The organism is Pseudomonas asturiensis, assembly GCF_900143095.1.
GTDB classification, from domain to species: domain Bacteria; phylum Pseudomonadota; class Gammaproteobacteria; order Pseudomonadales; family Pseudomonadaceae; genus Aquipseudomonas; species Aquipseudomonas asturiensis.
The window spans coordinates 443,495-469,020 of the sequence record NZ_FRDA01000001.1; the positions used below are offsets into that span (position 1 = coordinate 443,495).

Here is a 25,526-nt window from a genome sequence, read left to right on the forward strand (position 1 = left end):
TACAGGCAACCATGAACTATCAGTTGAATTTTGATGCCGTCTGGCGCGATTTTCCCAGTCTGTTGGCCGGTCTAGGGCTTGGGCTGGAACTGGCCTTGATCTCGATTGCCATTGGCTGCGTGATCGGTCTGATGAACGCTTTTGCGCTGTTGTCGCGTTATAAGGCGCTGCGCATCGTGGCGTCGATCTACGTCACGGTGGTGCGCAATACGCCGATTCTGGTGTTGATTCTGTTGATCTACTTCGCGCTGCCCAGTCTGGGCATCCGCCTGGACAAACTGCCGTCGTTTGTAATCACGCTGTCGCTCTACGCGGGCGCTTATCTGACTGAGGTGTTTCGTGCCGGTCTGCTGAGCATCCACAAAGGTCAGCGCGAAGCGGGCCTGGCCATTGGTCTGGGTGAATGGCAGGTGAGGGCGTACATCGTGGTGCCGGTGATGCTACGCAATGTGCTGCCTGCGCTCTCCAATAACTTCATTTCGCTGTTTAAGGATACGTCGCTGGCCGCTGCCATTGCGGTGCCGGAGCTGACCTATTACGCGCGCAAGATCAACGTCGAAAGCTACCGGGTGATCGAAACCTGGCTCGTGACCACGGCACTCTACGTCGTGGCCTGCTACGCGATTGCCCTGTTGCTGCGCATTCTCGAACAACGTCTGGCGATTCGCCGCTAGGAGGCCGTCATGTATCAACCCCCTGGCTGGCTGCAGGAAGTGTGGAATGCCCGTGAGGTGCTGTTGTCGGGTTTTCTGACCAGCCTTCAGTGCTCGGCACTGGCCATTGTGCTTGGGACCTTGATCGGCATGCTGGCCGGTCTTGTGCTGACCTATGGCGGATTCTTTGCTCGTCTGCCGATTCGCCTGTATGTGGATTTGATTCGCGGCACGCCTGTGTTTGTGCTGGTGCTCGCGGTGTTCTATATGGTGCCGGCGCTGGGTTGGCAGATCAGTGCCTTTCAGGCCGGTGCGCTGGGGCTGACGCTTTTTTGCGGCTCGCACGTGTCGGAAATCGTACGCGGCGCCCTGCAGGCAATTCCGCGTGGGCAGATGGAGGCGGGCAAGGCGATCGGTCTGCGGTTCGGCCAGTCGTTACGGTACGTACTGTTGCCGCAGGCCATGCGTCAGATCCTGCCGACCTGGGTCAATTCCTCGACCGAAATCGTCAAGGCCTCGACCTTGCTGTCAGTGATCGGCGTCGCCGAATTGCTGCTCAGCACCCAACAGGTGATCGCCCGGACCTTCATGACCCTGGAGTTCTATCTGTTCGCGGGTTTTCTGTTCTTTATCATCAACTACGCCATCGAGCTGCTTGGGCGATACATCGAAAAACGGGTGGCCTTGCCATGACACTGACTCAATCCAAAGCCCTTGCGCCTGCGTTGCTCAGCATTGAGGGGCTGCACAAATCCTATGGCACTGTCGAAGTGCTCAAGGGCGTCGATCTGCGCATGCAGAAAGGTAACGTCGTGACCCTGATCGGCTCCAGCGGCTCAGGCAAGACCACGCTGCTGCGCTGCGTCAACCTGCTGGAAGAGTTTCAGGGCGGGCATATCCGCCTGGAAGGCCAGGATATTGGGTACAGCGACATCAACGGCAAGCGTACCCGCCATCCGGAGCGACTCATCGCCCAGCACAGGGCGATGACCGGCATGGCGTTCCAGCAATTCAACCTGTTTCCGCATTTGAGTGCCTTGCAGAATGTCACGTTGGGGCTGCTCAAGGTCAAGAAGATGCCCAAGGATCAGGCGGTGGCGCTGGCCGAGAAGTGGCTGGATCGGGTCGGTCTGTTGTCCAGGCGCGATCATTTTCCAGGCCAGTTGTCGGGTGGGCAGCAACAGCGGGTGGCGATTGCCCGCGCCATCGCCATGAACCCGAGCCTGATGCTGTTCGATGAGGTGACGTCGGCGCTGGACCCGGAGTTGGTCGGTGAAGTGCTGAATGTCATCAAGGACCTGGCGGAAGAAGGCATGACCATGTTGCTGGTGACGCATGAAATGCGTTTCGCTTATGAAGTGTCTGATCAGATCGTGTTCATGAATCAGGGCCGTATCGAAGAACAGGGCCCGCCCAAGACATTGTTCGAGCAACCCAAATCGACACGTCTGAGCGAATTTCTCAAAAACATCCGGTTTTAATACGTTTCAAGAAGGAGAACCCCCATGAGCATTACCCGTTATGGTGCTGGCAGCACTGCTGGAGGCGGTCAGCCCCGTCCATTCGCCCGTGCGGTCGAAGCCGATGGCTGGCTACACGTGTCCGGGCAGGTCCCGGCGGTGGATGGCGAGATCATTGTTGGTGGCATCGTCGAGCAGACGCACCAGACCCTGCGCAACCTGATCGCGATCCTTGATGAGGCCGGTTATGAGCTCAAGGACGTCATTCGGGTGGGCGTGTGGCTGGAGGATCCACGAGACTTCTGGAGCTTCAACAAGGTCTTCGGCGAATACTTCACCCCCGAACACGCTCCTGCGCGTGCTTGTGTGCAGGCCAACATGATGGTGGACTGCAAAGTCGAGATCGACTGCATCGCCTATCGGCAGAAGTAGCGGCTCTGGTTTGCCGTCGGTTTGCGCTGGCGGCTCAACACTATGGATAGCAGCAAATGACCGATGTGATTCAAGCGAGCGAAGACACCATCAAGCGCCGCGCCCGTGGGCTGGATCGGGCGTTCGACATCCTCGATTTTCTCAAGGAAAAAGCCACGCCCATGCGGCCCAACGAAATTGCCAGCGGCATCGGCAGTCCGAAGTCGACGGTGTACGAACTGGTGGCCTCGCTGCTGGAACGGCGGATTCTGGAACCGGTTGGCAGGGACGGGCACGTCTACCTCGGTCGTCAGTTGTATTTTCTGGGCCAGGCGCACTTGCGCCATTTTGACTTCACTCGCGAGGCCGAGCTCTGCCTGGGAGATATCGTCAGCCAGACCCGCGAAACGGCGCAAATGTGTCTGCTCAACGGGCGTAAATACACCGTGGCACTGATGAAAGAGGGTGAGCGACACTTCCGGATTTCCTCCGACATCGGCGAAAACGCGCCGATTCCCTGGACGGCTTCCGGGCGTTTGTTGCTCAGTCATCTCAGTGATCAGGAGATTGTCGATTTGATCGACCCGGAAGACTTCATTTTGCCGGGTGGCGAGCGTCTGCCGCTGGACACCTTCCTGAGCGAGATCCGCAAAGCGGGTGAGGAAGGCTTCTTTTCTTTCGACAGCGTGGCCGACACCTTCACCCATTGTTTTGCCGCACCCGTCAAGAACGAACAGGGCCAATGTATTGCGACCCTGTGCATCGTTGCGCCACGCGCCGATGCCAGGACCCACTACAGCGACTATCGCCGGGTACTGATCGACAGTGCCAACGGCCTGGCGCGTCGAATCAACGAATAACTTGGATTCAGCAGGAGATTACTGATGAGCATTGCCGTCATCGATAAGGGTTTCGCCCAGCCGGGAGACAATCTGGTCAGCGATGTAAGCCTGCCCGCGCTGGTCATCCACCAGTCGGCGCTGGACCACAACATTCGCTGGATGCAGACCTTCGTGACCAACAGCGGCGCGGAACTGGCACCCCACGGCAAAACCAGCATGGTGCCTGCACTGTTCCGGCGTCAGATCGAAGAGGGCGCTTGGGGCATGACGCTGGCGACTGCCGTGCAGACCCAGGCCGCGTATGCCCATGGCGTAAGACGCATCCTGATGGCTAACCAACTGGTCGGCCAGCCCAACATGGCACTGATTGCCGGGCTGCTGGCGGATTCGACTTTCGAGTTCCACTGCATGGTCGATCACCCGGACAATGTCGCCGCACTGGGCACATTTTTCGCTGAGCGCGGACTGCGTTTGAACGTGATGATCGAATACGGCGTGCCGGGCGGGCGCTGTGGCTGTCGCACCGAGGCCGAGGTCCTGGCGCTGGCAGATGCCGTTCTGGCCCAACCGGGACTGGCGCTGACGGGCATCGAGGGTTACGAAGGCGTGATTCATGGGGATCACGCGATCAGCGGGATCAAGGCTTTCGCCGCTTCGATGGTGCGTGTGGCGGTCGAATTGCAGGACAAGCACGCATTCGCGCTGGACCGCCCGATTGTCACCGCCTCGGGTTCAGCCTGGTATGACCTGATTGCCGAAGCGTTCGACGCGCAGGCAGTGCGGGAGCGTTTTCTCAGTGTGCTGCGCCCCGGCAGTTATGTGGTGCACGACCATGGCATCTACAAGGATGCGCAATGCTGCGTGCTGGATCGGCGTGCCGAGCTGAGTGAGGCGTTACGTCCGGCGCTGGAAGTCTGGGCACACGTGCAGTCCATGCCCGAGCCGGGCTTTGCCGTCATCGCCATGGGTAAGCGCGACGTGGCCTACGATGCCGGATTGCCGACACCCTTGCGCCGTTACCAGGCAGGCGTATTGCCCGCCAGCGGTGATGATGTCAGCGCCTGCACGGTGACGGCTGTCATGGATCAGCACGCGTTCATGACCGTTGCACCCGGTTGCGAGCTGAAGGTCGGCGACATCATCGCGTTTGGCACGTCGCATCCATGTCTCACCTTCGACAAGTGGCGTTCAGGTTGTCTGGTGGATGATGACCTGCGGGTGATCGAGCCCTTCAGCACGTATTTCTGAGTCTCGCGTTCAGAGGAGTGACCGCCACATGAGCCTTCCACGTGTCGCCTTGATCGGCGAATGCATGATCGAATTGCAGCAGCATGCCGACGGCAGCCTGCGTCAGAGCTTCGGCGGGGATACCTTGAACACAGCGGTCTATCTGGCGCGCTTGCTAGGCAGCGGGCAGGTGGATTACGTGACGGCACTGGGTGACGACAGCTTCAGCGATGCCATGTGCAAGGTCTGGTCGCAAGAGGGCATCGGTCTGGGCAAGGTGCAGCGCTTGCCCGGACGTCTGCCGGGTCTTTATTGCATTCAGACCGATGCCAGTGGCGAGCGGCGGTTTCTGTACTGGCGCAACGAGGCTGCCGTGCGCGATTGTTTCATGACGCCTGCCGCCGAACCGATTCTTGCGGCATTGACCAGCTACGACGTGCTGTACTTCAGCGGCATCACCCTGGCGGTGCTGGGTGCCGAAGGTCGCTCGCGCCTGCTGACGATGCTTGCCAAGGCCCGCTCGCGAGGTGCCAAGGTTGCGTTCGACAATAACTACCGGCCCAGGTTATGGACCAGCGTGGAGCAGGCGCGCGAAGCGTATCTGGCGTGTCTGGCGCATGTGGACCTAGCGTTGCTGACCGAAGACGATGAGCAGGCGCTCTATGGTTACACCAGCACCGAGGAGTTGCTGGCGGCCTACCGAGAGCGTGGTATCGATGAAATCGTCATCAAGCGCGGTGCCCGGAGCTGTCTGGTGGAAACCGGTGGCAAGCGTTTCGAGATCCCGACGCAGAAAGTCGAGCGCGTGGTGGACACCACCGCCGCCGGTGATTCTTTCAGCGCCGCATATCTGGCGGCTCGACTCAAGGGCGAACACCCGCAGCAGGCGGCCGAAGCGGGGCATCGACTGGCCGGTATCGTCATTCAGCATCCGGGCGCGCTGGTGCCAAAGGCCGTGATGCCGCAGTAATGGCATTTACCGCATTACATGCAGTTGATCGGCTAACGCACTGACCGCAAAGCATTTCGCTGGAACCCGACCAAAAATCCGGCCACCATAGGCATCCTTTATGCCCATGAGCCTACGACTGGAGTCTGCGTGCCCGACGACCTGCCTTCTGCGCTTCCTCCTGACCTGGATGTCGACCTCAATCCACCCCGGCAACTGCCGTTCTTCAGGCGGCTGTTATCGCGGCTGATAGGCCGCAGCCTGACCGGGCTGGGTGCGCAGCACACACCTTCGTGGTTTCAAGGGCATGCTGATGGCTATCTGAACGGGCACATCGAAGGTGTCAGGGAAGGTTATGCCGACGGCTATCTGGATGGTCAGGAACAAGGCCGTCAGGTGATGGTGATCAGCGACACGCGGCCTGCCAGGCACCGCGGGCCGAAAGTGGACGACCATTTGTTCGATGACTGGCGTTTGGCCCTGACGCCCGAGCTGAAAAAGCGCATCAAGAATGACGTCGCCGAAAAACTTCCCGCGCATGCCCAGCCGAGTGCGGCGCAGTGGAAAATGATCTTCAGCGACACACCATCCACTTATGTGATCGCGGGCGCCGGTGCGGGCAAATCCACCTCGTTGGTGCTGCGTATTCTGCTGCTGCATCACTATCTTGGGTATGAGCTGGACGCGATGACGGTCGTGACCTTCACGCGCGAGTCACGCAAGGACTTCATCAACAAGCTGATCGACATCATGGCGCTGTGGGGGCATGCCTTGAGCCAGAAGCAGGCGCGGGACGTGGTGCGCACGTTCCATTCGCGCATTCTGCCGCTGGTACGCAGCTTGCCAGGGTTTGAACAGTTGCGGGCCTTTGAGACGCTGGACAGTCAGGCGCCTGCGCAAGAGGATGCCGACAGCAACCCATTCGATCTGCGTATCAACGACGCTCAGCGCCACCAGATGAACCTCTGCTATCGCGACCTCTACGCCAGCAATGAGCGCTTCCGAGAGGTCATGGCACCGTTGTATCGCCACGCCTTGCAACTCAAGGAGCTGGATCGTGATCATCCTGATGTTCAGAAGCGCGCGGCGGTGACCGAGCTTTCCTCGAAACGGGATGAAGAGTGGTGCGATACGGTCGAGGATCTGTGGATACGTGCAAAGGCCTGGCCTATAAACGGCATTGAACCTATGCGCCAAGTGGTTGAAATAAATGGCTTTCCCTTTCATTTTCACGGTTACATCGCCGAGCTGGATGCCTGGGTGGTGCTGGGGCTGGACTCCCGTGAAGATCAGCAACTGAAGCGTCCCGGTGCCAAGTTACCGGTGTGGGCAGAGGGCGTCATAAAGCGCACCCTGTTTCAAGCTTTCTGCAGTAAGCCATTGATATGGATGGATAACTACGAATCCGCGAGCAAGGTGATGCAGTCCCTGGCCGGATCTGCCGTCGCCGGGCCGGGTTTCGATTATCGGGTCAAGGGCGAGCTGGGCGCCGCACCGTTGCTGGATTGTTTCGTGACGGCGGCAAGCTTTATCGAGAACCTGGGGCTGGACGTGCCAGGCGCTGTGGCCGAGATGAGTTTTGCCAGCGATGACCCCGATCGATTCTTCTTTGAGGCGCTCAGCCTGTTCTGGAAAGCCTTCGAGCAGCACCTGCTGGCACAGTCGCCGCCGGTCATGACGTACAACCGCATGTTCGCGTTGTTTGGCGAAACCTCGCCGGAAAACCTCAGGCACGTCAGTGACCCCGTACTGCGCCCTTTGTCTCACCTGATGATCGATGAGTTTCAGGACGTCTCGCCACAGATCGTCTCCTGGATCCGCGCGTGCCTGCGTGAGATTCGTCGGCGTGGTCCGGCCATGCATGCCGGACGCATCGCCCAGCGCTCCTCACTGCTGTGTGTGGGGGATGACTGGCAATCCATTTATGGCTGGCGCGGCAGCTCGCCAAAGTACTTCATGGAGTTCGCCAAGGAGTTCTCGTCGCCTGCGACCACTAAAGTCATGCTCAGTGAAAACTATCGCAGCCATCAGCACATCATTGATGCTGCCGAGCATATTGTCCGTGCGGCCCCTGCGATTCCTGGCAAGAAGGCACGAGCCAGCGGCGCGCCTCAAGAGTTGTTACCGGTGAGGGTGCTGAATCGCGATGAAGATGAACTGGCCGAGCGTATTGCCGAACATTACGATGATGGCGACTCAATTTTGCTGCTGTATCGAAAAAGCAGCGAAAAAACCCGCTTTTCTCCACGCCTGCAAGCCTTGATCGATGCGGATTCAATGCAAGGGTCTCAGGGGCGTCGCATCAAAACACTGACCTATCACAGCTCCAAGGGATTACAGGCTGATGCAGTGTTTCTGCTGGGTGATTGTCAGCACCTGACCGTGTCACCTTACAAGAACCAGGTGTATCGCCTGGCATCCTTGGGTGAGGCGAATGATCTGCAGCCTTACGATACAGCGCAGAAGGATGAAGTGTTGCGCCTGGCGTATGTCGCCATCACGCGTGCTGCCCGCCACTGTTACTGGTATCTCGACGAGAGCGCGAGTGGTGGGGATAACCCGCATACACCCAAGGCCTCGGATCGAGTGCCGGCTGACAAGCCATTCTTCGAGGACCTGCGCAGGCCATCACAGGCAGAATGAGCGAAGGCGCTTCATGAAAAACTGGCCACCGGGACATTGGCGCCGAACAACTCCAGCTCGGCTTCAATGGCTTCGATGATCCGCTCGACATCCGCAGCATTCATCACCGTAGCGCAGGGCAGTCCGGCGATGGCCAGAACCGTCTCGCCACTGGCGCGATCAAACAGTCGGGCAATCATGCTGCTGGGGGCGTCCATGGTGGCTTCAAAGCCTACTGGATGGAAATGCCAGCGCATCAGTTGGCAGGCGTTGGGAAACGTGACTTTGTTCATAGCGATGGCCCACCTGTTTCAATCGAGCACTTCCTTCGCTCCAAAGGGTAGGAAGACCGACCGAGATGAACCCTGCAAAAGCCCATTTGACAGACGTGTCACGGATGCGAGTCCTCGCCTGATCACTTTGCTTTCCTACGGTGTTATCCGAACGGTCTGACAAGGACTAAAAATAGCACCCGACAACGCATTGCTGGAAAAATTTTTTATGACGTGGGAAGAATTTTTCAATTGTTTGATCTGCGTCAAAATCGGCTATTCCTTGGGTGCTTTCCTGCAGGCCTTGTAGCCCTGACATGGACTGAGGCAAGCTGTCGATATTGACCTGAGGAAACAACAATGCTTAAAGCTTCCCTTGCTGCACTGATGTTGCTGGCGTCCACCAGCCATGCAGCGGAAACGGTCAATATCTATAACTGGACCGACTACATTGCGCCGGACACGTTAAAAAATTTCGAGACGGCCTCAGGCTACAAGGCCTCCTATAAAACTTACGAAACCAACGAAGAGCTCAACACGAAGCTGACAACGGGCCACTCCGGCTATGACGTGGTGTTTCCCTCGGTTCACTTCATGGGGCGACAGATCGAGAAGGGGCTACTCAAAACCCTCGACAAGCGTCAGCTTCCCAACTGGAAAAACCTCAATCCGGTGTTGCTCAAGGCTCTGGATAACAGCGATCCGGGCAACCAGCATGGGTTTCCCTACCTGTGGGGCAGCACCGGGATCGGCTATAACGTCGCGATGGTCAAGGCCGCGCTGGGTAAAGATGCGCCGCTCAATTCCTGGGACCTGATCCTTAAGCCTGAAACCATCAAAAAGCTTGCCCAGTGCGGCGTTGCGATTATCGACAGCGCGCCGGCCATGCTGCCGATCACCCTGAATTACCTGGGCCTTGATCCTCATAGTGAAAAGCCTGAAGACTATGTCCGGGCCCAGGCCGTACTGAGCAGCGTGCGCCCCTATGTTCGTGACTTCAGCTCCTCGCAGTACATCGCCGATCTGGCAACAGGTAAGATTTGCGTGGCGGTGGGGTATTCCGGTGACATTTCACAGGCTCAGGAGCAAGCAGCGCAGACGGGTCCGGCCATTGCGATCAACTATGTTGTGCCTAAAGAAGGCGCTCCGATGTGGTTCGACATGGTCGCCATTCCCGAAGATGCGCCGAACCCCAAGGCTGCGTATGCATTCCTGAATTATCTGCTGCGTCCGGACGTCATCGCCGGCATCACCAATGTCGTGCATTACGCCAATGGCAACGAGAAGGCTGATGCCCTGATCAAGCCAGGGCTGTGGAGCGACACCGACGTCTACCCTGATGCCGACATGCTCGACCGCCTGTTTGCCATGGCCCCGGTCTCGGTCAAGATCGATCAGTTGCGCGCAGGGATCTGGAACTCGATCAAGGCCGGCAAATAATGGATCTTTCAAACCGCTGGATTCTTAAATCAAATGTGCCTGCTGCAATTCAGTCAGCGCCTGGGCCTTGAGATGGGCCAGTAGCGGATTGCGGCGGTCTCGGGGCGCGGGCAAATCCACCGACAGCTCATGGACGATTCTGCCGGGGCGTGTGCCCATCACCAGTACGCGGTCGCTCAGGTAAAGCGCTTCGTCGACATCATGCGTGACCAGCAACAGCGTGATGGCGTGATGTCGAGCCAGTTGCAGCAGCAGGTCCTGCAGCTTCATGCGCGTGAAGGCATCCACGGCACTGAACGGCTCATCCAGCAGCAGCACACCGGGATGCGAATACAGACCGCGAGCAATCGCCACGCGTTGAGCCATGCCGCCTGACAGCGCCTTGGGCAATGCGTCGGCAAAGCCGGACAGGCCCACCTCTTCAATCAATTGCCCGACCCAGTGCCGATCAAAGTGCTGGTCGTCGCTCAAGCCGATATTGTGCGCCACGCTCAGCCACGGCATCAGGCGTGGCTCCTGAAACACAAACGCCACCTCACCGTGCAACCTGTTGACCTCGCCCTTGAAATCACGCTCAAGGCCTGCGGCAATCCTGAGCAGCGTGCTTTTGCCACAGCCGCTCGGGCCGAGCAGGCTGACAATTTCTCCTGGTCGCAATGACAGGTCAATGTCCTGCAAGACCGTACTCTCGGCAAACGCCTTGTGTGCGACGCGAATATCCATCAATGACGCTGTCATCAATCAACTCTCCCGGCTCTGGCCATTGAATGCATCGCGCCAGCTCAAAAAACGTTTTTCCAGTCCGGCCAGCAGGCCGTCGCTCAGCTTGCCCAGGGTCGCCAGCACGACAATGGCCGCCAGAACGATGTCCGGGCGCGAGGTTTCACGTCCATCACTCAACAGGTAGCCCAGACCTTTTGTCGCGGCGATCAGCTCGGCAGCCACCAGAAACATCCAGGCCAGGCTCATGCCGCTGCGCAACCCGGTGAACAGGCCGGGCAGGGCGGCAGGCAGCAGAATCCGGCGTGTCAGCCGATAGCGGCTGAAGCCGTACATCTGACCGACTTCCACCAGCTTGCGATCAATGCCGCGAATGGCTGCCACGCCATTGAGGTAGACCGGGAAGAATGCACCAATGGCAATCAGCACGATCTTGGACGTTTCGCCGATGCCCAGCCACAGCAACAGAAGTGGTACCCAGGCCAGGCTCGGAATCGAGCGCAGCCCGGCGAATGTAGGCTCCAGATAGGCCTCGGCCTCACGGCTGAGGCCCACCCAGGCGGCGAATACCAGTGCCAGGCTCGCACCGATTGCAAAGCCACTGAGCACACGCATCAGGCTGGCACTGATGTGTTTCCACAACGCGCCATCGGCCAGGTTGTAGAGGGTCAGTACGATCTCGCTGGGCGCCGGCATTTGATAGGACGGCAGCCAGCCGATGCGCACAACGAACTCGAGCAACACCACGATCAGTGCTGGTAATACCAACCCTTTACCTGACGTTTTATAACGGTCCCACACACCGCGTTTCGACGCAGTCAACAGGGCAGGCTGCGCGTGCTCGAGCGTCTTGCGTGCGCTGTTCATGGCCGAGTGATCACAGAGGCCGAGAAGTCAGGAGTAATCAACTGATCGACGACCTGCTCGACGTTCACGCCTTTGCGTACCAGTTCCTCGGAGACCAGGATCGGCGCAGCCGCCTTGGAGGACTCGACATCCCTGGTGCTCAGTTGCGGGTTGCTCAGGTCCGTACGCGACAGTTGCAGCCTGGCCACTTCCAGAGGCAGACCGGACTCCTTGGCCAGCAGGCTGGCAAGCTCTTCAGGATTCTTCACTGCCCAGTCGCGTGCTTTTTCGTAAGCCGTCAGTACGGTTTTTATCGCTTGCGGATGCTCCTTGGCGTACGACTCGGTGACGCTAAGCACGCCGTAACTGTTGAAATCCTTATTGCGATAGAGCAGGCGCGAGCCTGCCTGGATCTGACTGGCAGCCATGTGCGGATCCAGTCCAGCCCACGCGTCCACATCGCCTTTTTCCAGCGCAATGCGGCCATCCGGGTGCTGCAGATGAAGCAGTTCCACATCATCTTTTTTCAGACCGGCCTGTTGCAGGGCGCGCAGAGTAAACAGGTAAGGGTCAGTGCCTTTGGTTGCTGCGATCTTCTTGCCTTTCAGGTCTGCAACCGACTGGAGCGGCGAATCCTTGCGCACCACAAAGGCAGTCCATTCTGCCCGGCTGTAGACGTATACCGATTTGATCGGGCTACCGTTGGCCCGCGCCAATACCGCCGACAGACTGGCCGAGGAGGCGAAGTCGACACTGCCGCTGTTGAGGTATTCCAGGGAGCGGTTGCTGCCTTGACTCAATACCCAGGTCACTTTCGATTGGGGCAGCGCCTGCTCCAGCCAGCCGAAATGCTTCAGCGCAAGGCTCACCGGCGAGTAATAGGCGTAATCGAGGCGTACTTCGGCGGGCAAGGCTTCAGCGGCCTGAGCGCCGGTCTGCAGCGTGAAAGCCAGTGTGAAGCTGGTCAGCAACCATTTTGCAAGCACGCGGGATGTCTGCAGGCGGAGCGCAAAGCGAGGTAGTAGCATGGGTAGATGATCCGGATCAGAGTGAGGGAGTAACCACTGGTTTTTATTTCCAATTCAGCGGTTGAATAGGTAATAAGCGCATAAAAGGGAATATGCAGGCTCTGTGCCAGATGCCTCTGAGGGGATGTTCTGCGCGGTTTGGGGTGAACTGAAGTCGCAGGCACTGTTTTCAGGAGTACAGTGCTGTCGAGAAGCTGTTGCTGAATCAACAGTGTGGTCTGGGTCAAAAGCATCCATTGGCGGACCGCTTTACTGAGAAACATTCAGGTTTTTTGCGGCCTTTATGCAACACAAACGCTTTTTGGGACTCCTATCGTCCGTATTCTTCATTCCGAAACATTACCGAACTAGTCTTTATCCGTGATCAAGGGGCACGCATTCGACTGATCCGCAGGGACAAAAAAGGGTCGCGAACCCGCTAAGGCAAGCGCATTCGCAGCAGCGACACGCTGACTTCTCCCTTAACCGCGTAAACCGCGTACCGGACTCAGAAAATAATGAATATTCCAAACCTGTCTTCGAGCAGCCGACTTAAGCGGCGCATCGCATGGATTTCTCTTCCTACGATTTTGATGGCCTCAGCCGTGCTGTTGTTTTCCATGGGCAAAGGCGTGTACGCCGACCCGAAAAACGGCACCCAGACGCTGGTATTTCTGCGTCATGCGGAAAAACCTTCGATGGGTCTTGGCCAGCTGAACTGTCAGGGGCTCAATCGCGCCATCGAGCTGTCCGAACTGCTGCCCAAGGAATTTGGCAAGGCCGACTTCATCTTCGCCGCCAACCCGAGCCGACATGTGGAAGAGGGTGATGGTGATCTTTCTTACAGCTACGTTAGGCCCCTGATGACGGTTGGCCCGAGTGCAATCAAGCTGGGCCTGCCGATCAATATCGACTTCGGTGCCAATGACACCAGCGACCTGGCCGACGAGTTGATGCACGACAAGTACCATAACGCGATCATTTACACCGCCTGGTCCCATGGTTATCTGCCTGAGCTGATCAACAAGGTGGCCAAGGAAGCGTCCGGCAAGGATGTGAAGCTGGTCAATGACTGGGAAGGCGATGATTTTGACTCGGTGGTGGTCGTGACCTTGAAGTGGGTCGATGGCAAGGCCACGCTGGAATACCAGAATCACAAGCAGGGCCTCAACAATGGGACCGAAGCGTGTCCGCAGTCGACCTGAGGCTGAGGTTGAGGCGGTAACCTGCTGAATACATTGAATTCAATGCGTTTTTCTTCAGCAGGTTTGACGATGTCTGATGAGGGCGATCAAACCCATCCAGTCAACCGTTGAGAAACTTCATCGACTCCGCTCCGTAACGCTCACCTGCCACAGCGCCCTCGGCGGGGAATATCGCATCCAGCTGTGCCAGCTCATCCTCGCTCAGGGTGACTGAGGCTGCCGCCACGTTGCTTTCCAGGTACTTTCGCTGTTTGGTGCCAGGAATCGGGATGATCTCGTCGCCTTGTGCCAGCACCCAGGCCAGTGCCAGTTGTGAAGCGCTGATGCCTTTTGTTGCCGCCAGCGCTTTGACCTTTTCCACCAGGATCAGATTGCGATTGAAGTTCTCACCCTGAAAGCGTGGGCTGAAACGACGATAGTCGTCTGCGGAAAAGTCGTCCGGAGTGCGCAGTTCGCCAGTCAGAAACCCTCGTCCCAACGGGCTGTAGGCCACGAACGCAATGCCCAGACGCCGGCAGGTGGCGAGTACGTCATCGTGCTCCGGGTCACGCGACCACAGCGAATATTCGCTCTGTACAGCCGCCAATGGATGCACCTTGTGGGCGCGGTCGATGGTTGCGGCACTGGCCTCGCAAATGCCGATATGACGCACCTTGCCAGCCTTGACCAGCTCGGCCATGGCGCCGATGGTGTCTTCGATTGGCACGTTCGGGTCTATGCGGTGCTGATAGTAGAGGTCCAGATAATCGGTGTTCAGACGCTTGAGACTGCCGTCGATGGACTGACGAATGTATTCGGGCCGCCCGTCGACACCACGGGCGTGGGGATCGGCGCTGCGCAGGATGCCGAACTTGCTGGCCAGATAAATGCCCTCACGCTTGCCCTGTAATGCTCTGCCGAGAAGCGATTCGTTGGTGTGCGGGCCGTACATGTCAGCGGTGTCGAAAAAGGTGACGCCCAGGTCCAGTGCGCGATGCAGGGTTGCCACAGACTCCTGTTCATCGATCCCTGTGGTGTAGAAATCCGACATCCCCATGCAGCCCAGACCCATGGCGGAAACCTTGGGACCTTGTTTGCCGAGTTGACGTGTGATCACGGTGATTTCTCCTTGAGATAAAAAGACCGGGTCAGTTTCTGCTCTTTGTCTTGCGCAATAAACCGGGTGTTTCTGATTTGACTGTTCGGATTATCTAAACAGTCATCCGTGCTGGCCGTTATATGCATGACAAGTTTCATGAGCCCGCACTCCTGATCCGACAAAACGCACTAGTCAGCAAAAACGCAAAAGAGTACAAATGTACTCCATGAGCATATTAACTCCCCGCCGTAGCGCCATCCTGACCTTCATCCGCGATCGCATCGCGCAGCAAGGGCAATCGCCGAGCCTGGCAGAAATCTCCGAGGCTTTCGGTTTTGCCTCGCGAAGCGTGGCGCGCAAACACATTGTGGCCCTGACCGAGGCCGGGCTGATCGAAGTCGTGCCCCACCAGGCACGCGGCATTCGTCTGGTGCAGAACGCCTCGCGGCCAGAGCTGCTGGAAATCCCCGTACTGGGTCGCGTCGCTGCCGGTGCGCCCATCGGGCCGGATCTCGATGTGCACGCCACCCTGCATCTGGATCGGGGCACCTTCACCCGCGTACCGGACTACCTGCTGAGGGTGCAGGGGGATTCCATGATCGAGGACGGCATTCTCGATGGCGATCTGGTCGGCGTGCATCGCAACCCGCTGGCCAGCGACGGTCAGATTGTCGTCGCCCGTCTGGACGGTGAAGTCACCATCAAGCGGTTGCGTCACAGCGCCGACGGGCTGCAGTTGCTGCCACGCAACCCGGCTTACCAGCCCATTCTCGTAACGCCGGATCAGGACTTCGCCATTGAAGGTGTGTTCTGCGGTCTGGTCCGGCGCGAATGATGGGCGCCGTCGTCAGCCTGGACAGCCTGCTGGATGAGCGCAGGGTCTGGAAAGGGCGTCAGCAGTCAGCGCCGCAGGCCAGCCCGCAGCCCAGCGGCCATGCCTTGCTCGACAGCGTCCTGCCCACTGGCGGGTGGCCGCCTGCCGCACTGACTGAAATCCTGATCCCCGCCAATGGCAGTGGCGAGTTGCGCCTGATATGGCCCAGCCTGGCGCGGCTGTCCGGCATCGGTGAGCGCATCGTACTGGTCGCGCCGCCGTATCTGCCGTACCCGCAGGCCTGGCTGGCTGCCGGGGTCGATCTGCGACAGATGACCTTGATCAATGCCAGCAGCAAGGACGCCTTGTGGGCCACCGAGCAATGCCTGCGCTCCGGCAGTTGTGGGGCTGTGGTGTGCTGGCCCGGTATGGTCGATGACCGTGCGTTGCGTCGCCTGCAGGTGGCTGCCGAAACCGGACAGACCCTGGCTTTTGCCTGTCGGCCTCAGCAGGCCGCTGCCAATCCTTCGCCCGCTGCGCTGCGCATTGCTGTCGATACCCGTCCCGCACAATTGCGGGTGCTCAAATGCCGTGGCGGGCTTGCTCCCGCCTTGCCGATTCCATTCCCGACCGACGCTTGAGGTTCTTATGCTGTGGGCCTGTGTCTTGCTGCCGCAACTGGCACTCGACGGCGTCATGCGCCGCCATACCGATCCGGATGAGCCACTGGCCTTGATCAGCGGCAGCGCGCAACGTCGGGTGTTGCAGGCCGTTAATCCGGCCGCGCGAACCCTGGGTCTGCGCGCCGGACAGTCGCTCAGTGCGGCGCAGGCGTTGGTGTCGGGTTTTACGATGGTCGCCCATGATCCGTCCGAAACCGAACGCTTGCAGCAATTACTGGCAGCCTGGGCCTATGGTTTCAGCTCCAACGTCAGCCTCAAATATCCTCGCGTTCTGCTGATGGAAATCGAGTCCAGCCTGAAGCTGTTCGGGCCATGGCCGGTGTTCGAGGCAAGGTTGCGCGAAGAGCTGACCGGGCTTGGCTTTTGTCATCGCATTGTTGTGGCACCCAACCCGGTGGCCGCGCGCATGCTGGCCAACATGCACGATGGCCTGAGCATCGATTGCCCGCACGCTCTGCGTCGCACCCTTGAGCAGATGCCTGTTGACCGTATCGGCCTTGGGCGTGAAGTGGCAACGGCGTTTACCCGCATGGGCCTGCGCAATGTCCGCCAGGTGCTGGCCTTGCCGCGCGACACCCTGGCGCGGCGTTTTCCGGTCAGTGTTCTGCAGCATCTCGACACACTGCTGGGCGAGCGGCCGGTGGCCCTGGAATGCTATCTGCCGCCGGACTTTTTCGAACTGCGCATCGAATTGAATTTCGACGTCGAATCGCATCAGGCCTTGCTGTTCCCGCTCAAGCGCCTGATCGCCGATCTGGCGGTTTTCCTGACGGGACGCGACAGTGGCGTGCAGCGATTCGCCCTGCATCTTGAGCATGTCGACGGACCGGATACCGTCGTGCAGGTCGGCCTGCTCAGTGCCGAACGTGACGCTGCGATGCTGTTTGAACTGGCACGTGGCAGGCTGGAGCAGGTGCTGGTGGCCTCTCCGGTCCGTGCGGTTCGCTTGCTGGCTCGGGACTTGCCGGATTTCGTTCCCACACACCGAACATTGTTCGATGAGCGAGAGCATCAGACCTTGCCATGGGAACAACTGCGCGAACGCCTGCGGGCACGACTGGGTGACGAGTCGGTCAACGGTCTGCGCGCGCTTGCCGACCATCGGCCCGAATGTGCCTGGCAGCCGACAGCTGAAAGCAAGGCAGCCGCGACCACAAGCGTCCATGCCCGTCCGGGCTGGCTGCTGCATCAGCCGCAGGCATTGCCCGCACATACTGCCCGAATCGTGGCCGGTCCTGAGCGCATCGAGTCTGGCTGGTGGGACGGCGGCGATGTGCGTCGTGATTACTATCGGGTGGAGACCCTGAGCGGTCAGCGCGGATGGGCCTATCGCACAGTGGGCGAAAATGGCGAGCTGCTGCTGCACGGATGGTTCGCGTGAACACCGATTACGCAGAGCTGCATTGCCTGTCGAACTTCAGCTTCCAGCGAGGCGCGTCGAGTGCCCAAGAGCTGTTTCAGCGGGCTGAACGGCATGGTTACGCAGCGCTGGCGATCACCGATGAATGCACGCTGGCCGGTATCATACGGGCGTGGCAGGCCTCGAAGGACAGCGGTTTGCCCCTGATCGTCGGCAGCGAGATGCAGATTGAGAACGGGCCCAAGGTCGTGCTGCTGGTGGAAGACCTGATCGGCTACCAGGCACTGTGCCGAATCATCACCGTGGCTCGGCGTCGCGCCAAAAAGGGCGAATACCGGCTGCTGCGCGATGACATCGAGGTATCGTCCAGCGGTTTGCTGGCCATCTGGCTGCCAGACATCGATGGCGACGTTCAAGCCTGTCTGGAGCAAGGACGCTGGCTGTGTGGCCGCTTCGCCGAACGCCTCTGGCTGGGCGTCGAACTGCATCGTGGGCCGGATGACGAGCAGCGCCTCGCTGATCTGCTGGCGCTGGCGAACGCCCTGAACATTCCGGCTGTGGCCTGCGGCGACGTGCACATGCATGCCCGTGGACGACGCGCCTTGCAGGACACCATGACTGCGATCCGCCATCACACCACCGTGACCGAGGCCGGACACCGATTATTTGCCAACGGCGAGCGTCACTTGCGCACCAAAGACGCGCTTGCCGAGCTCTACCCTGACTGGCTGCTGGCAGAATCGGTGCGTGTTGCCCAGCGCTGTTCGTTCGACCTGAAAGACTTGAAGTACGAATACCCCCAGGAACTGGTCCCCAAAGGCCAGACCCCGTCGTCCTGGCTACGCGAGCTGACCGAGCGTGGCGTACGCAAGCGCTGGCCCGACGGCCTGCGCGACTCGACCCGTGAGCAGGTCGAGAAGGAGCTGGCGCTGATCGCGGAGATGAAGTTCGACAGCTACTTTCTGACTGTTCACGACATCGTCGATTTTGCCCGCCGCCAGCACATTCTCTGCCAGGGACGAGGGTCTGCGGCCAATTCGGTGGTGTGTTATGCGCTGGGGATCACTGAGCTGAACCCGGAAACGAGCAACCTGCTGTTCGAACGGTTCATCTCCAAAGAGCGCAATGAACCGCCTGACATCGACGTGGATTTCGAGCATGACCGCCGCGAGGAAGTCATTCAGTACGTGTTCCGGCGCTATGGCCGGGGCAGGGCAGCGCTTACCGCCGTGGCCAGCACTTATCACGGCTCCGGCGCGATGCGCGACGTGGCCAGGGTGCTGGGCCTGCCGCCTGATCAAATCAACGCACTGGCCGATGCCTTCAGTCGCTGGAGCGACACGCTGCCGTCCCCTGAACGCCTGCGCGAATACGGCCTCGACCCCGAAGCGCCGATGCTCAAACGAGTGCTGGCCCTGACGGACGAATTGATCGGTTTTCCTCGGCATCTCTCGCAGCATCCTGGCGGTTTCGTGATTTCCGAGCATCCCCTGGACACATTGGTACCGGTGGAGAACGCGGCCATGGCTGACCGCACCATCATTCAGTGGGACAAGGACGACCTTGATCTGGTCGGCCTGTTGAAGGTCGATATCCTGGCCCTGGGCATGCTCAGCGCGCTGCGCAGGACCTTCGATCTGGTGCACTTGCATCGCGGCAAGCAGTGGACGCTGGCGAGCATCGAGGCCGATGATCGCCCGACCTACGACATGATCAGTCGCGCCGACACCATCGGCGTGTTCCAGATCGAGTCACGGGCACAGATGGCCATGCTGCCGCGCCTCAGGCCCGAGAAGTTTTACGATCTGGTGATCGAGGTGGCCATCGTCCGGCCGGGGCCGATTCAGGGCGATATGGTCCATCCGTATCTGCGCAGGCGTAACGGTGAAGAGGCGATTAGCTATCCGCCAGCGCTTGAAAAAGTGTTCGAACGTACCCTCGGCGTACCGCTGTTTCAGGAACAGGTCATGGAAGTGGCGATCATCGCTGCCGACTACACGCCCGGCGAGGCTGATCAGTTGCGTCGTTCCATGGCGGCCTGGAAACGCCACGGCGGGCTTGAACCGCATCGCGAGCGCCTGACCAAAGGCATGTTGAAGAACGGTTACGAGCAGGCCTTCGCTGATCGCATTTTCGAGCAGATCAAGGGCTTCGGCAGTTACGGCTTCCCCGAGTCCCACGCCGCCAGCTTTGCTTTGTTGACCTACGCCAGTTGCTGGCTCAAGTGTCATGAGCCGGCGGCCTTCACCTGCGCCTTGATCAACAGTTGGCCCATGGGCTTTTACAGCCCGGATCAACTGTTGCAGGACGCACGCCGCCATCACATTGAAATCCGCCCGGTGGATGTGCGGTACAGCGACTGGGATTGTTCACTGGAACCCATCGAGCATCCCGACTACAGGCGCAATCTGGCGATTCGTCTAGGGATGCGCATGGTGCGCGGCTTTCGGGAAGAAGATGCGCTGCGTATCGAAAGCGCCAGAGCGACTCGTGCGTTCGTCGATGCCACTGACCTGACGATTCGCGCCGGGCTCGACCACCGCGCTGCTGAGTCTCTGGCCGATTCCGGTGCATTGCGTGGCCTGATCGGCCATCGGCATCGGGCACGTTGGGAAGTGGCCGGTGTAGAAGCCCAGCGGCCCTTGTTTGATGATCTGCCCAGTGAAGAACATCAGGTCACGCTGCCGCTGCCCACCGTGGCCGAGGATCTGGTCGCCGACTACGCCACGTTGGGCACCACGTTGGGGCCGCACCCGTTGGCCTTGCTGCGTCGCCAACTGGCCGCCAGGCGCTTTCGCAGTTCGCAGGATTTGCTCACCCTGGAGAATGACCGAACCCTTAGCGTGGCAGGACTGGTCATCGGCCGGCAGCGCCCCGGCACGGCCAGTGGCGTGACCTTTGTGACCCTGGAAGACGAATTCGGGATGGTCAATGTCGTTGTCTGGCGCGACCTGGCCGAGCGTCAGCGTAAAGTGCTGGTCGGTTCACAGTTGCTGCAAGTGTTCGGGCGTCTGGAGTCCAAGAGTGGTGTCAGGCATCTGATCGCCCAGCGGTTGTATGACCTGACGCCGTTGCTGACCGGGCTGGATGTGCGCAGCCGGGATTTCCAGTAAGCGCAGGGGCGCGAAACAGGCTCGCAATTTGCAGCATTGAACGCCTTCCCATTCTGTCCACGAGAGGCCTTGCATGTACAAAGACTATCCAGCCGCTTATCAGGTGAGCAAAGGTGCCGCACTGCAGGTTGATACGGCCTTTTACGAGCGCATCCGCGCCAATGCGCAGCAGCGCACACTGGTCGAGCAGTTCGAAGTGCCGATCCGCACCGGTCGCGCCTGGAAGGTCAAGGCCGGGCAAGTGTTTCGCGTCACCACACCGGTCGGCCCGCAGGTGGGTGATTTCAACGTCTGGAACGCCAATGATCCCCGCGAACGGCTGTGGGCGGCCAGAACCCGTCAGTTGCAGGGCGCTCATGTCAGCACTCACGACCGGCTCTGGTCGAACCTGCCATTCCTGCGCCCCATGGTCACCATCACTGACGACAGTCTGGCCAGTTACGGCATCGACGAGCACGGCGGGCGACTGCATGACCTGCTGGGGACGCGCTGCGACCCCTACGTCAACAAGATGCTGACCGGCGAGGACTTCCATCATCATTGCCATTCGAACCTGACACGCGCGGTGCTGCCCTACGGCCTGACCGAATTCGATGTGCACGACGTGTTGAACATCTTCCAGTGCACCGGGCTCAACCATGACGACATGTACTTCATGAAGGCTTGCCCGGCGCAGCAGGGGGACTATCTTGAATTCTTCGCCGAAATCGATCTGCTGTGCGCCTTGTCGACCTGCCCGGGCGGTGACCTGTCGCTGCCGATGTGGGGGCCGGATGCCCAGGATCCGTTAAGCGTATGCAGGCCGTTGGGTGTGGAAATCTATGACCTGCAAGCGTCCCTGCTGGAAGGCTGGCAGTCCCCACAGCGCGCAGCGTACAACGGGCTGCATGGTCTGCAGATCGCCAAGGCTGAATGGGAGATCTAGATTTCTGGCGTCCTGGGCGGCGCCTTATCTGATCACACGCCCCTTGATGATGGATCGAGAACTTGTGGGAGGCGGCTTGCATCACGCCGAGCGCGCCATCCTGCGCAATCCCCAGATCATCGCAGCGCCCATACCCAGCATGGCGACCAGCAATGCGGGATAGCTGACCCACCACTGCAGCGGGGCGGTCATCATGCTGAATTCCGACATGCCGCCGATCCCGGCGATGAGGTTCAGCGGCAGGAAGACCACATTGATCAGGGTCAGCTTGCGCAGCAGGGTGTTGGTGCTGTTGTTGACCAGGTTGCCCCGTGCATCCATCAGCCCGGCAAAGACCGTCGAGTAGATTTCAGCCTGTTTGTAGCACTGGTCGTTCTCGATGATCATGTCGTCGATCAACGCCAGGCTGGCGCTGCCATACTGTTTGCCCTGCGCATGATTGCGCAGGCGGGTGAGGACCGTGCCGTTGCTGTGGATCGCGTTGATGTAATACACCAGGCTTTCGCTAAGGTTGAACATCTGCAGCAAATGGCGGTTTTCCAGCGATGAATTAAATTTCTGCTGCAGTTCGCGCGCCACCATCTTGATCACCTTCAAGTGGCCCAGATAGTGATGGATGTTGTTGAACAGCATTTCCAGCAGGATATCCAGCGGCTGTTCCAGGGGGCGTTGCGTCACCAGTGACGTCAGTGGCTGGTCGTCGTCGCAGATCAACAGCAACTGATCCTGTTTGAGCAAGACGCCGAATGACGAAACATCAAACGAAAAACTGTCCTGGCCCGAATAGTTCTCGGGCCGCTTCCAGATCAGAAACAACGCATCGGGGTGAAACTCGATGCGCGAGATTTCATCCGGGTCCAATGCGGATGCCACGGCATGCTCATCCAGATGAAAACGCTCCGCCAGCAGCGTGCGCTCGCTGGCGTCCGGTTTGCTGAACCACAGCACCTGAGCGGTTTGTGGGTCACAGGCTTGCAGGCGGTTTGCATCGAGTTTCAGGCCTTTGATCATCGGACGTCACCAGGCCTGACCGAGGCGTTTGAGTTCGAGGCGGCGGATAAACTCCTCCAGCACCAGACTGTACAGATCGTCCTGCAGGTAAGCGTCTTCGATACCGGCGTCCAGGTTGGGGTTGTCGTTGACTTCGATGACGACCACCTTGTCGCCTGCCTGCTTCAGGTCAACGCCGTAAAGGCCGTCACCGATCAGGTTAGCGGTCTTGAGCGCCAGTTCGACCACGGCTCGTGGCGCTTCGTGAACCGCCAGGGTGCGGCATTCGCCATTGATCTCGGCACCGACGGCCTTGTGGTTGTAGATCTGCCAATGCCCCTTGGACATGAAGTACTGGCAGGCAAAGATCGGCTTGCGGTTGAGGATGCCGATGCGCCAGTCGTACTCGGTGTAGAAAAACTCCTGTGCCAGCAGCAATACCGAATGCTCGAATAACTGAGCCGTGGCGGTCTGCATTTCTTCAGGCGTGCTGACCTTGATGACTCCGCGCGAGAAGCAGCCGTCAGGGATTTTCAGCACCAGCGGAAAACCGAGGCGTTCAGCAACGCCTTCCAGCTCTTCGGGCCTGTCCTTGTAGAGGATTTCTGTGCGCGGCATACCCAGATCGTGGCTCTTGAGCAGGTCGGTCAGGTACACCTTGTTGGTGCAGCGCAGAATGGACGTGGAGTCGTCCATGACCACCAATCCCTCGCTTTCCGCTTTCTTGGCAAACCGGTAGGTATGGTTATCGACACTGGTGGTTTCACGGATCAACAGCGCGTCGTATTCGGCCAGTCGCGCATAGTCCTTCTTCTCGATCAATTCGACATCGACACCCAGTCGCTGACCGACGCGAATGAAACTGGCCAGTGCCTCGGCATTGGAGGGCGGCAATTGCTCATGCGGATCATGCAGGATCGCCAGGTCGTAGCGGGCCAGACGGCGCGACTTGGGCTGACGCCAGATCTTGCGACTGAAACCATCCAGCGCGAGGGCGAACTCGTCTTGCTGATCGTCACGCAAGCGGGGCAGTGCGCCAGCCTTGATACCTGAAATGTGCCAATTATCCCGCTTGCGGAATTCAACCAGCAGAATCGGACAGGGAAACGCTTCGAACAACTGGCGCGCCAGATCGTTCAGGGGCGCCAAGGTTGTCTGACCGAAGTAAAGGGTCAGGGTAAAACTGTCGGTGTCATCATAAGGGTGATCCTGAAGTGCGGTTTCCAGCAACTTGTCCAGGTCATCCAGTGCCAACCCGTACAGTGACTTGCGCGTCAGTTCGCTGACCGTGCGCACTGAAGGAATCACATGATGCTGACGCGCCTCAGCCAACAGCGAACAGTAATAACCGTGGCCCAGGTACTTGTAGCTCCGGCACAGGTTGATGACCTGTACACGCTTGCCTGCTGTGGCCTTCAGCGGTTTTTCCAGATAGTCCTGAGCCGTCATCAGGTCTTCGCTGGGGAAGTAGGACGCCCAGTCTTCCAGTCGCTCGACAATAATGACCACTTGGCTCTGTGCTGCAAAAGGAACGGCGGGATAAGCCCGTTTCGTTGTTGCTGAAACTTCACGTTGAGCCGATACTTCGTTCATCTTCACCTGCGCCGCTGACATGGGTAATCGATCCGATGGGAAACAGTCCTTTCTATTAAGCATGTGCTTATTGAAATGTCCCGTTTCGTTACACAACTTTTACGGCGGTGCAGATGGACTTTATATTTCGCGGTGCAGTGGAATCCGATGTCGAGGGTTTGTTGTTTCTGGAGAACCAGTGCTTCGAAGGTGACCGTCTGACGGCACGCAGTTTCAACTGGATGATCCGTCGGGCCAACGCTTGTCTGATCGTGGCCGAGCGGGCCGGGCAACTGACCGGTTATGCACTGGTGCTGTTTCACCGTGGCACATCGCTGGGGCGTCTGTATTCGCTGGCGATTGCCGATGCCGCGCGCGGTCAGGGGCTTGGCAAGCAGCTGTTGCAGCGCGCAGAGCAGCAGGCGGTCGAGCGCGATTGTGCTTATCTGCGTCTGGAAGTGCGGCCCGATAATCTCGCCGCCATCGGTCTATATGAACGCAGCGGCTATCGACGCTTCGCGCAGGTCGACGATTACTATCAGGACCATGCGCCGGCCCTGCGGTATGAAAAGCGGATTGTCGAGCACGCCCGACACAATGGTCGTTCGGTGCCTTACTACCAGCAAACGCTGGATTTCACCTGCGGCCCGGCCTGCCTGTTGATGGCGATGAAAGCCTTGCAACCCGGGCGCTCGATGATGCGTGCCGAGGAGTTGCAGATCTGGCGTGAGGCGACCACCGTATTCATGACCTCGGGGCATGGCGGATGCAGTCCGCAGGGACTTGCGCTGGCAGCCTGGCGGCGCGGCTTTGCCGTGAAACTGTTGGTGTCGGTGTCCGGGCCTTTGTTCTTGAACGGTGTGCGCAGCGATACCAAGAAGCAGGTGGTGCGCCTGGTACACGAGCAGTTCTGTCGCGAACTTGACGCTTCAGGCGTCCAGATGCTGGCCGATCATGCCTTGAACCTGCCGCGTGTGCTGGCGGAAGGCGGCAAGCCGCTGGTGCTGATCAGCAGCTATCGCCTGACCCGCTCCAAGGCGCCGCATTGGGTGATGGTCACGGACTGCGACAACGATTTCGTCTATTTGCATGACCCGGATATCGATCACAGCCTGCACCGCCAGGCCCTGGACTGTCAGCATCTGCCGGTGAGCCATGCCGACTTCAATCGAATGAGCTGTTTCGGGACGGACAAGCTGCGTGCCGCCGTGGTTGTTTACCCGGCAACACGTTCTGGCCGTGATCGTGCACACGCTTCATGAACGGCTATGGCTTTAATGACGGGGCAAGGCTAGTGTGTGCGCCGCAGATGACGAAGCACTGGATGGGCCGGGCAG

The 25,526-nt window shown here is 59.2% G+C and carries 24 protein-coding genes; 16 read left to right on the forward strand and 8 right to left on the reverse strand.

The window, feature by feature from the left end; genetic code table 11:
• Positions 1-11 precede the first annotated feature (11 nt).
• The 8 genes from BUB69_RS02120 to BUB69_RS02155 all read left to right on the forward strand — a co-directional run bounded on the left by BUB69_RS02120 (position 12) and on the right by BUB69_RS02155 (position 8,185).
• A complete protein-coding gene (locus BUB69_RS02120; protein WP_073162058.1) occupies positions 12-674 on the forward strand; it encodes an amino acid ABC transporter permease in 663 nt (220 codons plus the stop codon).
• A 9-nt stretch (positions 675-683) separates the two neighbouring features.
• The gene (locus BUB69_RS02125) at positions 684-1,346 is read left to right on the forward strand and encodes an amino acid ABC transporter permease (protein WP_073162059.1); all 663 of its coding nucleotides are present in this window, start codon (positions 684-686) and stop codon (positions 1,344-1,346) included.
• Complete coding sequence (locus BUB69_RS02130) at positions 1,343-2,134, forward strand: amino acid ABC transporter ATP-binding protein (RefSeq protein ID WP_073162060.1); 792 nt, start codon at positions 1,343-1,345, stop codon at positions 2,132-2,134. The genes BUB69_RS02125 and BUB69_RS02130 overlap by 4 nt, the downstream gene beginning before the upstream one ends.
• Before the next feature lie 24 nt (positions 2,135-2,158).
• A complete protein-coding gene (locus BUB69_RS02135) occupies positions 2,159-2,545 on the forward strand; it encodes a RidA family protein (protein WP_024688498.1) in 387 nt (128 codons plus the stop codon).
• A gap of 56 nt (positions 2,546-2,601) precedes the next feature.
• Complete coding sequence (locus BUB69_RS02140; protein WP_073162061.1) at positions 2,602-3,384, forward strand: IclR family transcriptional regulator; 783 nt, start codon at positions 2,602-2,604, stop codon at positions 3,382-3,384.
• Between the two features lie 24 nt (positions 3,385-3,408).
• On the forward strand, positions 3,409-4,614 hold the full coding sequence (locus BUB69_RS02145) for an amino acid deaminase (protein ID WP_073162062.1): 1,206 nt from the start codon (positions 3,409-3,411) through the stop codon (positions 4,612-4,614).
• Between the two features lie 28 nt (positions 4,615-4,642).
• Positions 4,643-5,563 carry a 2-dehydro-3-deoxygluconokinase gene (kdgK, locus tag BUB69_RS02150; protein WP_073162063.1) on the forward strand — a complete coding sequence of 307 codons (921 nt, stop codon included), beginning with the start codon at positions 4,643-4,645 and terminating at the stop codon, positions 5,561-5,563.
• Positions 5,564-5,692: 129 nt separating this feature from the next.
• A complete protein-coding gene (locus BUB69_RS02155; protein ID WP_175561629.1) occupies positions 5,693-8,185 on the forward strand; it encodes a UvrD-helicase domain-containing protein in 2,493 nt (830 codons plus the stop codon).
• Positions 8,186-8,196: 11 nt separating this feature from the next.
• On the opposite strand, the gene BUB69_RS02160 is transcribed toward BUB69_RS02155, so the two are convergent.
• Complete coding sequence (locus BUB69_RS02160) at positions 8,197-8,457, reverse strand: DUF1652 domain-containing protein (protein ID WP_073162064.1); 261 nt, start codon at positions 8,455-8,457, stop codon at positions 8,197-8,199.
• Between the two features lie 339 nt (positions 8,458-8,796).
• Between BUB69_RS02160 and BUB69_RS02165 the strand changes: the two genes are divergently transcribed.
• A complete protein-coding gene (locus BUB69_RS02165; protein ID WP_073162065.1) occupies positions 8,797-9,876 on the forward strand; it encodes a polyamine ABC transporter substrate-binding protein in 1,080 nt (359 codons plus the stop codon).
• 24 nt (positions 9,877-9,900) lie between these two features.
• Here BUB69_RS02165 and BUB69_RS02170 read toward each other — a convergent pair whose 3' ends face one another.
• Genes BUB69_RS02170 through BUB69_RS02180 form a run of 3 tightly spaced genes read right to left on the reverse strand, consistent with a single transcriptional unit; the run spans position 9,901 to position 12,470 of the window.
• Positions 9,901-10,614 (reverse strand): ABC transporter ATP-binding protein, encoded by a 714-nt coding sequence (locus BUB69_RS02170; RefSeq protein WP_073162066.1) that lies wholly within the window; start codon positions 10,612-10,614, stop codon positions 9,901-9,903.
• 3 nt (positions 10,615-10,617) lie between these two features.
• Positions 10,618-11,463 (reverse strand): ABC transporter permease, encoded by an 846-nt coding sequence (locus BUB69_RS02175; RefSeq protein WP_073162067.1) that lies wholly within the window; start codon positions 11,461-11,463, stop codon positions 10,618-10,620.
• Entirely contained in the window at positions 11,460-12,470 is a 1,011-nt protein-coding gene (locus BUB69_RS02180; protein WP_073162068.1) for an aliphatic sulfonate ABC transporter substrate-binding protein, read from the reverse strand. The genes BUB69_RS02175 and BUB69_RS02180 overlap by 4 nt, the downstream gene beginning before the upstream one ends.
• Positions 12,471-12,967: 497 nt before the next feature.
• Between BUB69_RS02180 and BUB69_RS02185 the strand changes: the two genes are divergently transcribed.
• Positions 12,968-13,654 (forward strand): hypothetical protein, encoded by a 687-nt coding sequence (locus BUB69_RS02185; RefSeq protein ID WP_073162069.1) that lies wholly within the window; start codon positions 12,968-12,970, stop codon positions 13,652-13,654.
• Between the two features lie 100 nt (positions 13,655-13,754).
• Here BUB69_RS02185 and BUB69_RS02190 read toward each other — a convergent pair whose 3' ends face one another.
• The gene (locus BUB69_RS02190; RefSeq protein WP_073162070.1) at positions 13,755-14,750 is read right to left on the reverse strand and encodes an aldo/keto reductase; all 996 of its coding nucleotides are present in this window, start codon (positions 14,748-14,750) and stop codon (positions 13,755-13,757) included.
• The gene (locus BUB69_RS28770; protein WP_175561630.1) at positions 14,747-14,890 is read right to left on the reverse strand and encodes a hypothetical protein; all 144 of its coding nucleotides are present in this window, start codon (positions 14,888-14,890) and stop codon (positions 14,747-14,749) included. The genes BUB69_RS02190 and BUB69_RS28770 overlap by 4 nt, the downstream gene beginning before the upstream one ends.
• A gap of 59 nt (positions 14,891-14,949) precedes the next feature.
• Here BUB69_RS28770 and lexA point away from each other — a divergent pair, with 59 nt between their 5' ends.
• The 5 genes from lexA to BUB69_RS02215 all read left to right on the forward strand — a co-directional run bounded on the left by lexA (position 14,950) and on the right by BUB69_RS02215 (position 21,627).
• Complete coding sequence (lexA, locus tag BUB69_RS02195; protein WP_084537022.1) at positions 14,950-15,567, forward strand: transcriptional repressor LexA; 618 nt, start codon at positions 14,950-14,952, stop codon at positions 15,565-15,567.
• Positions 15,567-16,187: a translesion DNA synthesis-associated protein ImuA gene (gene imuA, locus BUB69_RS02200; protein WP_073162071.1), complete on the forward strand. Its 621-nt coding sequence runs from the start codon at positions 15,567-15,569 to the stop codon at positions 16,185-16,187. Before lexA ends, imuA begins: the two co-directional genes overlap by 1 nt.
• Before the next feature lie 7 nt (positions 16,188-16,194).
• Positions 16,195-17,610 (forward strand): Y-family DNA polymerase, encoded by a 1,416-nt coding sequence (locus BUB69_RS02205; protein ID WP_073162072.1) that lies wholly within the window; start codon positions 16,195-16,197, stop codon positions 17,608-17,610.
• Positions 17,598-20,702, forward strand: a complete 3,105-nt coding sequence (locus BUB69_RS02210; protein WP_217654455.1) for an error-prone DNA polymerase — start codon at positions 17,598-17,600, stop codon at positions 20,700-20,702. The genes BUB69_RS02205 and BUB69_RS02210 overlap by 13 nt, the downstream gene beginning before the upstream one ends.
• 73 nt (positions 20,703-20,775) lie before the next feature.
• Positions 20,776-21,627: an urea carboxylase-associated family protein gene (locus tag BUB69_RS02215; RefSeq protein WP_073162073.1), complete on the forward strand. Its 852-nt coding sequence runs from the start codon at positions 20,776-20,778 to the stop codon at positions 21,625-21,627.
• An 81-nt stretch (positions 21,628-21,708) separates the two neighbouring features.
• On the opposite strand, the gene BUB69_RS02220 is transcribed toward BUB69_RS02215, so the two are convergent.
• Both BUB69_RS02220 and BUB69_RS02225 read right to left on the reverse strand, forming a co-directional pair.
• Complete coding sequence (locus BUB69_RS02220; RefSeq protein ID WP_073162074.1) at positions 21,709-22,638, reverse strand: magnesium transporter CorA family protein; 930 nt, start codon at positions 22,636-22,638, stop codon at positions 21,709-21,711.
• Positions 22,639-22,644: 6 nt separating this feature from the next.
• Complete coding sequence (locus BUB69_RS02225) at positions 22,645-24,231, reverse strand: RimK family protein (RefSeq protein ID WP_073162075.1); 1,587 nt, start codon at positions 24,229-24,231, stop codon at positions 22,645-22,647.
• A gap of 92 nt (positions 24,232-24,323) precedes the next feature.
• Here BUB69_RS02225 and BUB69_RS02230 point away from each other — a divergent pair, with 92 nt between their 5' ends.
• Positions 24,324-25,451, forward strand: a complete 1,128-nt coding sequence (locus BUB69_RS02230; protein WP_073162076.1) for a GNAT family N-acetyltransferase/peptidase C39 family protein — start codon at positions 24,324-24,326, stop codon at positions 25,449-25,451.
• Positions 25,452-25,526 lie beyond the last annotated feature (75 nt).

Bases quoted from the DNA above. Each gene is read 5' to 3' on its own strand.
- BUB69_RS02120 (WP_073162058.1), top strand. From the start codon at position 12: ATGAACTATCAGTTGAATTTTGATGCCGTCTGGCGCGATTTTCCCAGT.
- BUB69_RS02125 (WP_073162059.1), top strand. From the start codon at position 684: ATGTATCAACCCCCTGGCTGGCTGCAGGAAGTGTGGAATGCCCGTGAG.
- BUB69_RS02130 (WP_073162060.1), top strand. From the start codon at position 1,343: ATGACACTGACTCAATCCAAAGCCCTTGCGCCTGCGTTGCTCAGCATT.
- BUB69_RS02135 (WP_024688498.1), top strand. From the start codon at position 2,159: ATGAGCATTACCCGTTATGGTGCTGGCAGCACTGCTGGAGGCGGTCAG.
- BUB69_RS02140 (WP_073162061.1), top strand. From the start codon at position 2,602: ATGACCGATGTGATTCAAGCGAGCGAAGACACCATCAAGCGCCGCGCC.
- BUB69_RS02145 (WP_073162062.1), top strand. From the start codon at position 3,409: ATGAGCATTGCCGTCATCGATAAGGGTTTCGCCCAGCCGGGAGACAAT.
- kdgK (WP_073162063.1), top strand. From the start codon at position 4,643: ATGAGCCTTCCACGTGTCGCCTTGATCGGCGAATGCATGATCGAATTG.
- BUB69_RS02160 (WP_073162064.1), bottom strand. From the start codon at position 8,457: ATGAACAAAGTCACGTTTCCCAACGCCTGCCAACTGATGCGCTGGCAT.
- BUB69_RS02165 (WP_073162065.1), top strand. From the start codon at position 8,797: ATGCTTAAAGCTTCCCTTGCTGCACTGATGTTGCTGGCGTCCACCAGC.
- BUB69_RS02170 (WP_073162066.1), bottom strand. From the start codon at position 10,614: ATGACAGCGTCATTGATGGATATTCGCGTCGCACACAAGGCGTTTGCC.
- BUB69_RS02175 (WP_073162067.1), bottom strand. From the start codon at position 11,463: ATGAACAGCGCACGCAAGACGCTCGAGCACGCGCAGCCTGCCCTGTTG.
- BUB69_RS02180 (WP_073162068.1), bottom strand. From the start codon at position 12,470: ATGCTACTACCTCGCTTTGCGCTCCGCCTGCAGACATCCCGCGTGCTT.
- BUB69_RS02185 (WP_073162069.1), top strand. From the start codon at position 12,968: ATGAATATTCCAAACCTGTCTTCGAGCAGCCGACTTAAGCGGCGCATC.
- BUB69_RS28770 (WP_175561630.1), bottom strand. From the start codon at position 14,890: ATGAAACTTGTCATGCATATAACGGCCAGCACGGATGACTGTTTAGAT.
- lexA (WP_084537022.1), top strand. From the start codon at position 14,950: ATGTACTCCATGAGCATATTAACTCCCCGCCGTAGCGCCATCCTGACC.
- imuA (WP_073162071.1), top strand. From the start codon at position 15,567: ATGGGCGCCGTCGTCAGCCTGGACAGCCTGCTGGATGAGCGCAGGGTC.
- BUB69_RS02205 (WP_073162072.1), top strand. From the start codon at position 16,195: ATGCTGTGGGCCTGTGTCTTGCTGCCGCAACTGGCACTCGACGGCGTC.
- BUB69_RS02210 (WP_217654455.1), top strand. From the start codon at position 17,598: ATGGTTCGCGTGAACACCGATTACGCAGAGCTGCATTGCCTGTCGAAC.
- BUB69_RS02215 (WP_073162073.1), top strand. From the start codon at position 20,776: ATGTACAAAGACTATCCAGCCGCTTATCAGGTGAGCAAAGGTGCCGCA.
- BUB69_RS02220 (WP_073162074.1), bottom strand. From the start codon at position 22,638: ATGATCAAAGGCCTGAAACTCGATGCAAACCGCCTGCAAGCCTGTGAC.
- BUB69_RS02225 (WP_073162075.1), bottom strand. From the start codon at position 24,231: ATGTCAGCGGCGCAGGTGAAGATGAACGAAGTATCGGCTCAACGTGAA.
- BUB69_RS02230 (WP_073162076.1), top strand. From the start codon at position 24,324: ATGGACTTTATATTTCGCGGTGCAGTGGAATCCGATGTCGAGGGTTTG.